Consider the following 13,162-nt stretch of genomic DNA (forward strand, 5'->3'; position numbering starts at 1 on the left):
GAGGAACCACCATCATGTCCAAGCGCATGCTCGCGTTCGCCAGCGTCGCCGCGCTCTTTGCCGCGACCATCGCCGCGCAGGCGGGAGCCACGCTCGACCGGGTCACCAGTTCGGGTCAGTTGAACGTCGCGACCAACAGCGGATGGCCGCCGCAAAGCTTCCTGAACGACAACAACGAGATGGTCGGCTTCGACATCGACGTCGCCAACGAGATCGGCAAGCGCCTGGGCGCGAAGGTGACCTTCTCGACCCCCGAGTGGCAGGTGCTGACCGGCGGTCACTGGAACGGCCGCTTCGACCTGGCCGTCGGTTCGGTGACGCCGACGAAGGCGCGCGCCCAGGTGATCGATTTTCCCGCGATCTACTACTATAGCCCCTATGTCTTCGCGGTTCACAAGGACTCCAAGGCCGAGAGCCGCGCCGACCTCAACGGCAAGGTGATCGGCGTCGAGACCGGCACCACGTCCGAGGACTACATCCGCGGCCAGCTGCAGATCGACGCGCCCGACCTCGCGCCCGTCCAGTACGACGTGAAGCCCGGCGAGGTGCGCACCTATGCCAACTCGATGCTGCCCTTCGACGACCTGCGCCTCGGCGACGGGCTCCGGGTGGACGCGGTGATCGCGCCCGAGCAGACCGTGCTCCAGGCGATCAAGAGCAACTATCCCCTGAAGATCGTGCCGGGCGACTACGCGTTCCGCGAACCGCTCGTGGTCGTGGCCGACAAGGGCGATCCGGAATGGACGCAGAAGGTCGGCCAGATCGTCGAGGAGATGAAGAAGGACGGCACGCTCTCGACGCTGACCACCAAGTGGTACGGCAAGGACTACAGCAAGGACTGAACGGGTCCGCCGAGCATCGCCCGAAACCGTGGCTTCGCGCCGATGCGCGAGGCCCCGACGTCTCCGCAAGGCCCGCTCATGTCCTATGTCGACACCTTCTACAAGCGCACGCTGCAGAGCGGCGAGGGGTTCGCGCGCCTCGACCGGGATGCCGAATGCGACGTCTGCGTCGTGGGCGGGGGCCTGGCCGGTCTCACGACGGCGCTCGAGCTGGCGCGCCGCGGGCGCAGCGTGACGCTTCTGGAGGCCCAGCGGATCGGCTGGGGCGCGTCGGGGCGCAACGGCGGCTTCGTGAGCCCCGGCTATGCCAACGGGCGCGACGCGATCGTGCCCGTGGTCGGCGAGACGGCCGCCGACGAGCTTCACCGCATGTCGATCGAGGGGATGCGGATCGTCGCCGACAACATCGAGACGCTCGGCCTCGAAAGGGCGCGTCCCCAGCCCGGCATCATCGGTGCCCTTCGCACCGACGGCGAGGCGGAACTCCATCGCACCCGCGACCGGCTGGACCGGAGCTTCGGCTACCGGACGGAGGTCGTCTCCCGTCCCCGGCTCCAGGAACTCCTCCTTTCGCCCCGCTATTTCCAGGGGCTCCTCGATCCCAACGCCTTCCACATCCATCCTTTGGAATACGCGCTCGGCCTTGCCCGCGAGATCGAGCGGCTCGGCGGCTCGGTGCGCGAGGGAAGCGCGGTGGTCGAGACGGAGCTGGAATCGGCCGAGAAGCGAGTGCACACGGGCACGGGCACCATCCGGGCGCGCGACGTCGTGTTTTGCGGCGGTGGATACACGAGCGGGATGCTTCCCGCGCTCCAGCGCAGCTTCCTGCCGATCGCCACCTACGTGCTCCTGACGCGAGAGGCGCCCGAGCTGATCGCCACCGCGATCCGGACCCGGGCCGCGGTCGGCGACAACCGGCGGGCGGGCGACTATTACCGCCTCGTGGACGACGGTCGCCGGCTCCTCTGGGGCGGCAAGATCACGACGCGGACCAGCGAGCCGCGCGCGCTCGGCAAGCTGCTTCGCCAGTCCATGGTGTCGACCTATCCGCAGCTGGCGGAGCTCAAGGTCGAGCTCGCCTGGTCCGGGCTGATGTCCTACGCGCGGCACAAGATGCCCCAGGTCGGACAGTGGCGCCCGCATGTCTGGTACGCCACGGCGTTCGGCGGCCATGGTCTCAACACGACCGCGATCGGCGGGCGCGTCGTCGCCGAGGCGATCACCGGCGAGACCCGGCGGATCGAGGCCTTCCGTCCCTTCGGGCTGGACTGGACCGGCGGGCCGCTCGGCATGCTGGCCGTCCAGCTCACCTACTGGGGCCTCCAGGCATCGGACTGGTGGCGCGAGCGCAAGGCGGCCTGAGCGCCCCATCGAGAAGGCACGCAGCAACATGTCGATCGTCCTGCCCACCCGCACCCCGTCGCGCCCCGTCCCCACCCGCTGGGTCTGGATCGTTGCCAGCTTCGCCGTCCTGACGGTGCTCCTGCAGCGCATGGGGGTCGCGGCCGGATGGGTCGCCTCACTCACGGGCGCCGATCCCGCGCCGGCGTTCGCGCCCTGGCTCGGGGCCGCCGGCGTCGCGGCGCTGATCGTCCTCAACGTCGTCGTGATCAACCGGCTCCGGCGTAGCGCACAGATCGTCGCGATCTGGGGCGAACTCGTGGTCCTGCTCCTCGCCTTCTTCTATTCGTTCGACCTCAGCTTCGCCTTCATCGCCAAGAAGATCGGCTTCCTGATCACGCAGGGCGTCACCACCACGCTCTACATCTCGGCCATCTCGATCGTGATCGCGTCGGCGATCGCGCTCGTGGGGGCGGTCGCCAAGCTGTCCCCGAACGGCATCGCGTTCGGCCTGTCGAGCTTCTACACCTCGCTGTTCCGCGGGCTGCCGCTCCTGATGCAGATCTACATCATCTATCTCGGCCTGCCGCAGCTCGGCTATGTCGTGGGTCCGGTGCCGGCCGGCATCGCCGCCCTGTCGCTCTGCTACGGGGCCTACATGACCGAGATCTTCCGGGCCGGCATCGAGAGCATCCCGCGCGGCCAATGGGAGGCGTCCGAGGCGCTCGGCCTGAAGCGGACGCAGATCATGCGTATGATCATCCTGCCCCAGGCGATGCGCATCATCGTTCCACCGACCGGCAATCAGTTCATCGCGATGCTGAAGGACAGCTCGCTCGTCTCGGTGATGGGCATCTGGGAGATCATGTACCTCGCCCGGACGCAGGGGCAGACCGAGTTCCGTCACATCGAGATGCTGATCACGGCGTCGATGATCTACTGGCTCCTGTCCATGGTGCTGGAATACGGGCAGGCCCGGCTGGAACGCCATTTCAGCCGGTCGCTCCGCCGCTGACCGGCGAACGCCCGGCCCGGACCTAGAGGCGCGATCTCCCGGGAGAGGGGACGGTGGGCGCAGCTCCGTCGAGCCCGTCGACCGGGTGTAGCGCCCGCTTCAGCCGCGCCGGGCGGCCTCGATCGCCGCAACGTCGATCTTGCGCATGGTCATCATGGCCGCGAACGCGCGCCTGGCCTCCTCGCCGCCGGCCGCCAGGGCATCGGTGAGGACGCGCGGCGTGATCTGCCACGAAAGTCCCCAGCGGTCGCGACACCAGCCGCAATCGCTTTCCTGTCCGCCGTTGCCGACGATGGCGTTCCAGTAGCGGTCGGTCTCCTCCTGCGTGTCGGTCGCGATCTGGAAGGAGAAGGCTTCGGAGTGCCGGAAGACCGGACCGCCGTTGAGGCCGAGACAGGGTATGCCCGCCACCGTGAACTCGACGGTGAGGACGTCGCCCGCCTTGCCCGACGGGTAGTCGCCCGGCGCGTGGTGAACGGCGGTGACCGCGCTGTCGGGAAAGGTCTCGGCATAGAACCGTGCGGCCGCCTCGGCATCCCGGTCGTACCAGAGACAGATGGTGTTCTTCGCGACCATGCGTTTCCTCCCGTTCCACGAGACGGGGGGAGCTTCCCGCTTCGGGCGCGCCGAGGCAAGCGGCATGTGTCCCGTCCGAGGCGGCCAGATTCGCCCGAGGTGGCCGGGGCTCTCAGTGACCGCCGGCCGGCGCCCCGCCGCCGCGCTTCACGTTGCGCAGGATGAGGGCGAGGGGCACCGCGGCCGCGGAGATGATCATCAGCACGTGGAACACGTCGATATAGGCGAGAAAGCCCACCTGCCGCTGCAGGGTCTGCCCGATCAGCGCGATCGCGCCGGACTGCGCGTCGGCCGGCGAGAGGCCCTGTGTCTGCAGATACTGGCTCATGGTGCGCATCGTCTGCTGGTAGGCCGGCTCGCTCGGGACCACGTGTTCCACGAGACGGTTCTGGTGGAACTGCTCGCGCCAGGCCAGCGTGTTCTGCGCGACCGAGACGCCGATCGAGCCGCCGACGTTGCGGGCGACGTTGATCAGGGCCGAGGCCTGGTCGGTCTTGTCCGGTGGAATGCCGTCGTAGGAGGCGGTGGTGATCGGGATGAAGATCAGCGGCAGGCCGAGCCCGACATAGACGCGCGACCAGACGAAGAAGCTGAAGTTGAGCTCGGGGAAGAGCCGCGTCAGGTCCCACATCGCACCGGCGACGATCGCCGCGCCGAGAGCGATCAGGTATTTCGGCTGGACGGCGTTGGTCAGGCGGCCGACCACGAACATCATCGTCATGGTGACGACGCCGCCGGGCGAAAGCGCCAGGCCCGCCCAGGTCGCGGTGTAACCGTAGTAGGTCTGGAGCAGTTCGGGCAGGAACTGGGTGGTGGCGATGAGGATCGCGCCGGTCGCCATCATCACGAGGAAGCAGGAGCCGAACTGCCGGCTCCAGATCATCCGAAGGTCCACCACGGGATTGCGGTGCCGCAGCTCCCACGGGATCATGAACAGGAAGGCGAGGATGCAGACCGCTGTCGCCAGGATGATGAAGTTCGATCCGAACCAGTCCTCCGTCTGGCCGCGGTCGAGCACGAGTTCGAGGGCCCCGAGGAAGGTGGCGACGGCCAGGAAGCCGACGATGTCGAACCGGATGCCCCGGCGCTTCAGCTCCTGCCGCTCGCGCCGCGTCTCATCCGATTCCTTCACCAGGCTCCAGACCAGCCCGAAGGCGAGGACGCCGATCGGGCCGTTGATCAGGAAGCACCAGTGCCAGGAGTAGTTGTCGGACAGCCAGCCGCCGAGCGTCGGGCCGACCACCGGCGCCACGACCACCGCCACCCCGAACAGCGCGAAGGCCTGACCGCGCTTTTCCGGCGGAAAGCTGTCGGCGAGGATGGACTGCGAGATCGGCACCATGCCGCCGCCCGCAAACCCCTGCAGCACGCGGAAGAACAGGAGCGACTGGATGTTCCAGGCGAGCCCGCACAGGACCGAGGAGACCGTGAAGAGCGCGAGGCAGGCGAGGTAGAAGCGCTTGCGCCCGTATCTTTTGGCGATGAAGCTCGAGGCGGTGAGCACGATGGCGTTGGACACGAGATAGGTGGTGACGACCCAGGACGCCTCGTCGGACGAGACCCCGAGGCCGCCCGAAACGTAGCGCAGCGCCACGTTGGCGATCGTCGTGTCCAGAACCTCCATGAAGGTCGCGATCGACACCACGACGGCGATCAGCCAGGGGTTGCTCGGCCGCCCGGCCGAAGCGCTCGCCGCCGCGCTCATCGGATCAGTCCCGAGGGCGGACGGTGACGGTCGGCACCACCGACATGCCGGGTCCGATCGAGACGTCGGTCGGCCAGTTGTCGGCGACGATCTTCACGGGAACGCGCTGCACGACCTTCACGTAGTTGCCGGTCGCGTTCTCGGCCGGCAGGAGCGAAAAGGCCGTTCCCGATCCCGGCTGCACGGAATCGACGTGCCCGTTGATCTTGTGATCGGGATAGGCGTCGATGCGCACGTCCACCGGCTGGCCGGGGCGCATGTCGGTGATCTGCGTTTCCTTGAAGTTCGCGGTGACCCAGATCTCGTCCGGCACGAACATCGCAAGGCTCTGGCCCGCCTGGACATACTGGCCCTTCGCCCCGGTCAGCCGGACCACGCGCCCCGATTGGGCGGCCGCGACGGTGACGTAGGACAGGCTCAGTTCGGCCTGCGCCCGCTGCGCCTCGGCCTGCCGGAGATCGGCGATCGCCGTCGCCTTCTGCGCCTGGAGGGAGCCGACCTGCTTCTGCGCCGAGACGACGCCCGCGCGCGCGCTGCCGAGTTCGGCTTCCTGCTGCTGGAGGGCCGACGTCTGCTGCTGGGCGGTCTGCACGGTGCCGGCGCCCGAGCGCACGAGTTCCTGGGCACGCTGGGCCTGCTGCTGCGCGAAGGCCAGGCTCGCCTGCGCCTGCTCGACGCGCGAATTCGCCTCCTCGACCTGCGCCTGCTGCGCCGCGATCTGGGCGTCTGCCCCGTTCACGCTGGCCTGGGCGCTCGCGACGCGCGCCTTCGCCTCCTCCAGCGCCGCCTGATAGTCGCGCGGATCGATGCGGAACAGAGGGTCGCCCGCCTGAACATGCTGGTTGTCCTCCACCAGCACTTCGGCGATGGCGCCGGAGACCTGCGGAGCGACCGCGAACTGGCGCGAATCGACGAAGGCGTCGTCGGTGGTCTCGTAGGGGTGGGAATAGGTCAGCCAGTACCAGTAGCCGGCGGCGGCGGCGACGGCGACCACGACGACGGCCATGAGGATCCAGAACGGATGGCGCCGCAGGAAGCTCGGGCGCTTCGGCTGCACCTCGGCCGGCGCCGCCTTTGCCTTCTCGGGCTCGCGCGCGCCGCCGTCCGAAGACGGCTTGGCCTCCGCACGCATCTCGGTGGGCCGTTCATCCCGGCGGTCCGACCGGTCGACGCGTCCGTCCTCATCCAACGCCATGGCACTCCAGCCCGCACACGCTCGCAACGTTCACGGTGCTATCAACACTTCGAGAGCGGGGAGCGTTCCGAGCCGCGCCGATACGTTCGGTCGCATGTCATCCGAAGTGCACGATCCCCCGGCGAACGGAACTCAGCCGTTGCGCTTGCGCCCCGCCGCCGCGCGCGGGTGATAGGCTCCGCCGGAGACCTCGAGACCGGCGTCTCGCGCCAGGACGAGGTATCGCAGCGACACGAGGACGCCGATCGCGCCGAGGATTGCCAGCGCGGCGTGGACGTCGCGAAGGGTGGCGGCGGCTTCGAGGGTTCCGGTCCCGACGAGCACGCTGAGGCGGATCAGGAAGGCGGCGACGGCCACGGCCAGCAACGCGGAGAGCTGCTGCGTCATCGAGGAGAAGGTCGTCGCGGCGCCGCGCATCGCCGGTTCGACGTCGGCGAAGGTGAGGGTGTTGAGCGCGGTGAACTGCATGGAGCGCGTCAGCCCGGCGGCGAAGAGAAGCGCGAGCAGGAGCGGGCGCGGCGTCGCGGCGTCCACGAGCGCGAAGCCAGCCACCGCCAGGGAGGCGACGATGCCGTTGACAACCAGCAGCGTCCGGAAGCCGAAGCGGCGCAGCGTGCGCGTCGTCGCCGCCTTCATCGCGAGATTGCCGAGGAAATAGACGAGCATCAGGGACCCCGTCTCGACCGCACCCAGGCCCAGGCCCACCTGGAACAGGAGCGGCAGGAGAAACGGCGTCGCGTTGATCACCATGCGCGCCGCGGTTCCTGTGGCGAGCGAGGACAGGGCGAAGGTCCGGGTCGACAGGACGCGAAGGTCGATCAGGGGATCGGCCACCCGCCGCAGGTGCCGCACCGCGAGCCCGCCGAGCGCAAGGCCGGCGAGCGCCAGCGCGGCGGCCGTGCCGCCCGCGTCCTGCGACAGAAGCTCGAGACCCACGAGGATCGACGCCATCGCACCGGCCGTGAGGAGAAAGCCGCGCCCGTCGAAGGGACGCCGTCTCTCGCGTTCGCCGCCGACGAGGAACAGGACGGTGAGGGCGAGCCCCAGCGCTCCGATCGGCAGATTGAGGAGGAAGTTCCAGCGCCAGCCGGCATGGGTCGTGATCCAGCCGCCGAGGACGGGGCCGACGACCGGGGCGATCAAGGCCGGCCAGGTGATCAGCGCGATGGCGTGGACGAGCTCGGATTTGGGCGTGTTGCGCAGGACGATCTGGCGCCCGACCGGCGTCATCAGCGCACCGCCGACGCCTTGCGCGATGCGCGCGGCGGCAAAGGTCCATAGCCCTTCGGCCAGCGCGCAGGCCAGCGAGGACAGGGTGAACAGGACGATCGCACCGAGAAACACGTTGCGCGCGCCGAGGCGGTCGGCGAGCCAGCCGGCCGGCGGAATGCAGACCGCCATCGCCAGGAGATAGGCGGTGAAGCCGACGTTGAGGCTGACGACGTCGGTGCGGAAGTCGGCCGCCATCGCGGGCAGGGAGGTCGCGATGATCGTCCCGTCGAGCGCCTGCATGAAGAAGGACACCGCCACGATGCCGGCCATGAGCCGGGGGCGGGGGAGAGCGGAGGCGCCCGGTGCTGTGACGGTCATGAAATGCCGAACCCGTGTCATGCCGAAAGACGAAGGGATCGAGCGCAGACGGCTCGATCCCCTGTACCGATAGCGAAGTCCTGGCGATCCGTCAGTTGCTGGCGGTGACCTGCGCGGCGGCCGCTTGGTAGAAGCTGCGGTCGATCCAGGTGTCGTAGTCGACCTTGCCCTTCAGAAGGCCGGTTTCGGCCATGAAGCGCTCCTCGCCCTTCAGCGCCTCGATCGCCTGCGGGGTGATCTCGGGGTTCTGGTAGAACTTGCCCTGCGCATAGGTCGAGCGGACCGCGCTCTCGCTGTTGCCGGTCTCCTTCACGAAGATGGCGACCGTCTCGTCCGGATGCGCGTCGGCCCAGCGCGCGGTCTCGATGTCTACCTTGAGAAGGCGCTCGACGATGCGCGGATAGGTACGGGCGAAGTCGCCGTTGACGCTGATGAGGTAGGGCACCGCCCATTCGGGCTTGCCGGCCGTCGCGGCGTCGAAGAGGACGCGCGCCGCGCCGGCGTCGACCAGCTTCTGCGCGGGGCCGGTGCTTTCCACGATCGCATCGACGTCGCCGCGCGCCAGCGCCGGCCCGGAGTTCTCGATGCCGATGTTGAGGCTCTCGACGTCGTTGATCGAGACCCCGACGTCGCCCAGCGCCTTGGCGAAGGTCGAGTGGCGAACCGTGCCCGAGAGGTAGGCGACGCGCTTGCCCTTCAGTTCGGCGAGCGACCGGACGGGCGAGTCCGGGCGCACCACCACCAGCGTCTCGTTGGACGGGATCCAGCTCGACAGTCCGATGGCCTTGACGTCGGCACCGCTCGCGCCGAGGCGCAGCGAGGGGTTGTTGCCGATATAGGTGAAATCGATCGCGCCGGAGCCGAGCGCGACGGATGCGGCGGAGCCGCCGTCGAAGGTGGTGAGCTCGATCCGGATCCCATCCCGCTCGAACTCCTTCTCCAGGAGCTTCTGGTTGCGGAACAGGATGAACTTCAGATGGCCGGGCGCGGTGGAGCCGATGCGGATCACCTCGGGCTTGGCGTCCTGCGCGAGGGCCGGGGCACCACTGAAGGCGCCCAATACCAGGGACAGGGCTGCAAGCCGCAGGATGGCGCGGCGGGGAAGAGTGGCGATGGGCATGGACGAGATCCTTTGAGGGACGTGAGGGGTCGTTCCGTCCTGGCCTTCGGGGGCGGACGGGCTTGGCTGCGTTGCGGTAAAAGGTCCGGCTCAGGCGGGGCCGGCGCCCTCGCTGGCCTTCCAGCGCGTGGCACGCGCCTCGAGGGCGACGAGGAGGTAGTTCACGAGGAGGCCCGTCGCGGTGAGGGTGAGGATGCCGGCATACATGCGGTCGGTCTCCAGCATGAGCGAGGCGTTCTGGATGAGGAACCCGATGCCCGACTGCGCCGCCAGCATCTCGGCGGCGATCACCGAGAAGAGCGAGGTCTTCACCCCGAGGCGCGCGCCGGCGACGATCGAGGGCACGGCCGAGGGCAGGATGACCTTCTTGAAGAGATCCCAGTCCGAGGTGCCCATGGAGCGCGCGGCCTTCAGGAGCAGCGGGTCCACCGACTTGACGCCGACGATGGTGTTGACGAGCAGAAAGAACACCGCGGCGTAGAAGGTGATGGCGATCTTCGAGGCTTCGCCGATGCCCAGCACCAGGATGAAGACCGGCATCAGAGCGAACTGCGAGGTGTTGCGAAGGGTCTGGACGAGGAAGTCGCTCATCCGCTCGAACAGCGTGTAGCGGCCCATGAGGAGGCCGAGCGGCACCGCCACCACCACCGCCAGCAGGAAGCCGATCGCCGCGCGCTGCAGGCTGATGCCGATGTGCTCGGCCAGCATGCCGCTGGCGATCATCTCCCACAGCGCCGCAAGGACCCGGCTCAGCGGAGGAAAGAACAGCGCGTTGATCCAGCCGAGACGCGGCGCGGCCTCCCACAGAAGGGCGAAGGCGAGAAGCGCGGGCAGGCCGAGGCCGAGGCTGGTGGCGGCACGCCGCAGGCGCGAGGTGACCGGCGCAAAGCGCAGGCGCGTGCCGACGAAGGGGGCGAAGACGGGCTTGGGCGAGACGAGGGTCATGGCGTCGGTCCTTTCAGTGCGCGAGCCGCGCGGCGAGGGACCAGTCCCCTTGCGCCTTGCGCACCTCGTCGCGCAGCGCCTCCCAGACGCGGGCGCGGTAGCGGTTGAAGTCGTCGCCGTTGCGCAGTTCGATGTCGCGCGGGCGCGGCAGGTCGATGTCGATGATCTCCTTCACCCGCGCGGGCCGGGCGGTCATCACCACGATGCGATCGGCCAGGAAGATCGCCTCGTCGATGGAATGGGTCACGAAGACGACCGTGGTCTTGATCGTCTCCCAGATGCGCAGGAGCTCGGACTGGAGGATGTCGCGCGTCTGGGCGTCGAGGGCGGCGAAGGGCTCGTCCATGAGGAGGACTTCGGGATCGTTGGCGAGCGCCCGGGCGATCGCCACGCGCTGCTGCATGCCCCCTGAGAGCTGCGCGGGATAGCGGTCTTCGAAACCTGACAGGCCGAAGAGATCGAGGAGTTCGCGCGCCCGCTCGCGCCGCTCCCGCCGCCCGGCCCCGCGCACCTCCATCGCGTATTCGATGTTCTCCAGCGCCGTGCGCCAGGGAAAGAGCGCGTATTGCTGGAAGACGTAGGCGGTGCCGGCATGGGGCCGCGTGACGGGCTGGCCGTCGATCCGCGCCACGCCCGACGATGCCACCGTCAGCCCCGCGATCACGTCGAGCAGCACCGACTTGCCGCTGCCCGACGGGCCGACCAGCGTGATGAACTCGCCCTGGCGGATGGCGAGATCGACGCCGCCGAGGACGTCGACGCGGTCGCTGCGCCGCCCGTCCACGGTGACGCTCTGGCCGGGCTTCAGCTGGAATGTCTTGCGCAGGTCGCTGACGTCGATGCGGTCCATGGATCGGCTCCTCGAAGGGTTCAGTTCTGCGCCGCCCGCAGGCGATGGGTGGGGTCCCGGTCGGCGCCGCCGGCTCGTCCCCGGCTCCAGCCGAGCGCGCGGGCATAGGCGCCGAAGAGGTCGCGCCCCTCGACCTCGGCCTCGGTGATCCCGGTCGGGCCGTCCGCCCGCTCGGCGACGAAGAGCGCGTCGGCGGGGCAGTAGATCTCGCAGAGGTAGCAGGTCTGGCAGTCGTCCTGCCGGGCGATCACGGGAAGGCCGCTCTCGTCCCGGTCGAACACGAAGGCGGGACAGATGCGCTCGCAGATGTCGCAGCGGATGCAGCGCTCGGCCGATACGACCTCGATCATGACGCGGCTCCTTCGAGAAGCGCTTCGGCCGGCTCGTCCCACTCCGCGCGGACGGTTCGCAGGCCCGCAACGGTGATGCGACGGGCGAGGGCAACGTCCGTCTCCGGGAAGTCGCTCCGGCGATGGGCGCCCCGGGTCTCGGTGCGCAGTTCGGCGGCGGCGAGCGTCCAGCGCGTGACGGCGGTGACGGCCGCGACCTCGCGGGCGCGCAGGCGCCCCGCGCCGTCGGCCTGGAGATGCGCTTCGACGTCCCGCCAGACCGCCTCGACCGCGCGGCGTCCCTCCGCCAGGGTCTCGGCATGCCGGCGGTAGTTTCGGGCGAGCGGCGCGATCCGGCCGCGGACCTCGGCCACCGCTCGCGCGAGGTCGACGGGACGCGCTTCCTCGGAAGGGCGAAGGCCCGCGCGCCCGAGGGCGGTGAGCCGGCGCCCCGACTGCGCCGCCGGGCGACGCGCGGCAAGGCTGGCGCCGCGCCCCGCCCACCAGCCGCTCGCCATCGCCCAGGAGGCGTTCACCGCGCCGCCCCCGGAGACGCCGCCCGTCACGTTCTCGCGGCTCGCCGCGTCGCCGGCCGCAAACAGGCCGGGAACACCGACGGAGCAGTCGGCCGATGCGATGCGGATGCCGCCGGTGCCGCGCACCGTGCCCTCGAACTTCAGCTCCACCGGGAACAGGTCGCGAAACGGGTCGAGCCCCATCCGCTCGTAGGGGGTGAAGCAGTTCGGCTGGCCGCGGCGCAGCGCCTCGGCGATGGCGGGGTCGGCAAGGTCGAAGCGCGCGAGCACCTCGCCTTGCGTCAGGGCGTCGGCGATCAGCCGCTCGGCCGCGCCGATGCCGTTGGTCACCGGCTCGCCGTCCGGCCCACGCAGCGGCGTGCCGTCGGCCCGGTAGAAGCTCGCCCAGCGGAAGGGCAGGCCCTTGTTCAGGGAGGAGCCGCGAGGCGCGAGCGTGTACTTGGCCGTGAACTCGAGGCCCGACATGGCGGCGCCGGCCTCGGCCGCGAAGAGATGGCCGTCGCCGGTGAGGCCGGTTCCGCCGAGGATGCGCTCGAAATAGGCGCAGCCGCCGCTGGCCAGCACCACCGCGCCGGCCGCAATCTCGAAGCTCGCTCCGCTGCGCCGTGAGAGCCCCCGTGCGCCGGCCACCGCGTGACCATCTCCCAGAAGCTCCAGGAGCGGGTGGTGGTCGAGGATGCGCACGCCGCGTTTGGCCACCTGGGCGCGCATGAAGCGCATGTAGTCGGGGCCGCGAAGGTTCGCCACGTAGAGATTGCCGCCGTCGTCGCTCGGGAACGGGTAGCCCCATTCCACGAGCCGCGAGAGGTTCTCGAAGCTCTGGTCCACGCAACGCAGCATCCAGCGCCGGTCGCCGAGGCCCGCCGTGCGCTTCCAACGCGCCTCCACCGCCGCCAGCCGACCCTCGCCGGGGGGCACGCACCACGTGCCGGTGTTGGACGGCGCGGTCGCGCCGCTGGTGCCGAAGTAGCCCTTATCGGCCAGCACCACGCTCGCGCCCGCCTCGGCCGCCGACAGGGCGGCCCAGGCCGCGGCCGGGCCGCCGCCCACGACCAGGACGTCGCAGGCGAGGCGCTCGCCGTCGGGCAGTGATCGGTCCTTGGCGGTGGAAGCCATGC

The 13,162-nt window shown here is 69.6% G+C and carries 12 protein-coding genes; 3 read left to right on the forward strand and 9 right to left on the reverse strand.

Features of this window, described 5'->3' with window-relative positions; genetic code table 11:
- The first annotated feature begins 14 nt into the window (after positions 1-14).
- The 3 genes from AUL34_RS08645 (at position 15) to AUL34_RS08655 (ending at position 3,198) form a co-directional block, all read left to right on the forward strand.
- A complete protein-coding gene (locus AUL34_RS08645) occupies positions 15-842 on the forward strand; it encodes a transporter substrate-binding domain-containing protein (protein ID WP_061933233.1) in 828 nt (275 codons plus the stop codon).
- A 78-nt stretch (positions 843-920) separates the two neighbouring features.
- Positions 921-2,204 carry an FAD-binding oxidoreductase gene (locus AUL34_RS08650; RefSeq protein ID WP_061933288.1) on the forward strand — a complete coding sequence of 428 codons (1,284 nt, stop codon included), beginning with the start codon at positions 921-923 and terminating at the stop codon, positions 2,202-2,204.
- Positions 2,205-2,232: 28 nt separating this feature from the next.
- The gene (locus tag AUL34_RS08655; RefSeq protein ID WP_082653248.1) at positions 2,233-3,198 is read left to right on the forward strand and encodes an amino acid ABC transporter permease; all 966 of its coding nucleotides are present in this window, start codon (positions 2,233-2,235) and stop codon (positions 3,196-3,198) included.
- Positions 3,199-3,297: 99 nt separating this feature from the next.
- On the opposite strand, the gene AUL34_RS08660 is transcribed toward AUL34_RS08655, so the two are convergent.
- The 9 genes from AUL34_RS08660 to AUL34_RS08700 form a co-directional block, all read right to left on the reverse strand.
- Positions 3,298-3,774, reverse strand: coding sequence for a VOC family protein (locus AUL34_RS08660; RefSeq protein WP_061933235.1), 477 nt, complete (start codon positions 3,772-3,774; stop codon positions 3,298-3,300).
- Positions 3,775-3,886: 112 nt separating this feature from the next.
- Positions 3,887-5,479: a DHA2 family efflux MFS transporter permease subunit gene (locus AUL34_RS08665; RefSeq protein WP_061933237.1), complete on the reverse strand. Its 1,593-nt coding sequence runs from the start codon at positions 5,477-5,479 to the stop codon at positions 3,887-3,889.
- A gap of 4 nt (positions 5,480-5,483) precedes the next feature.
- Entirely contained in the window at positions 5,484-6,674 is a 1,191-nt protein-coding gene (locus AUL34_RS08670) for an HlyD family secretion protein (protein ID WP_370539035.1), read from the reverse strand.
- A gap of 132 nt (positions 6,675-6,806) precedes the next feature.
- Complete coding sequence (locus tag AUL34_RS08675; RefSeq protein ID WP_156420843.1) at positions 6,807-8,264, reverse strand: MFS transporter; 1,458 nt, start codon at positions 8,262-8,264, stop codon at positions 6,807-6,809.
- 91 nt (positions 8,265-8,355) lie between these two features.
- Positions 8,356-9,384, reverse strand: a complete 1,029-nt coding sequence (locus AUL34_RS08680; protein ID WP_370539036.1) for an aliphatic sulfonate ABC transporter substrate-binding protein — start codon at positions 9,382-9,384, stop codon at positions 8,356-8,358.
- A gap of 90 nt (positions 9,385-9,474) precedes the next feature.
- Entirely contained in the window at positions 9,475-10,329 is an 855-nt protein-coding gene (locus AUL34_RS08685; protein WP_061933243.1) for an ABC transporter permease, read from the reverse strand.
- Between the two features lie 13 nt (positions 10,330-10,342).
- Complete coding sequence (locus AUL34_RS08690; protein WP_061933245.1) at positions 10,343-11,179, reverse strand: ABC transporter ATP-binding protein; 837 nt, start codon at positions 11,177-11,179, stop codon at positions 10,343-10,345.
- A 20-nt stretch (positions 11,180-11,199) separates the two neighbouring features.
- A complete protein-coding gene (locus AUL34_RS08695; protein WP_061933247.1) occupies positions 11,200-11,529 on the reverse strand; it encodes a ferredoxin family protein in 330 nt (109 codons plus the stop codon).
- Positions 11,526-13,160: an FAD-binding protein gene (locus tag AUL34_RS08700; protein WP_061933249.1), complete on the reverse strand. Its 1,635-nt coding sequence runs from the start codon at positions 13,158-13,160 to the stop codon at positions 11,526-11,528. Before AUL34_RS08700 ends, AUL34_RS08695 begins: the two co-directional genes overlap by 4 nt.
- Positions 13,161-13,162 lie beyond the last annotated feature (2 nt).

The sequence above is a fragment of the Aureimonas sp. AU22 genome (genome assembly GCF_001463745.1).
Classification (GTDB): Bacteria; Pseudomonadota; Alphaproteobacteria; order Rhizobiales; family Rhizobiaceae; genus Aureimonas.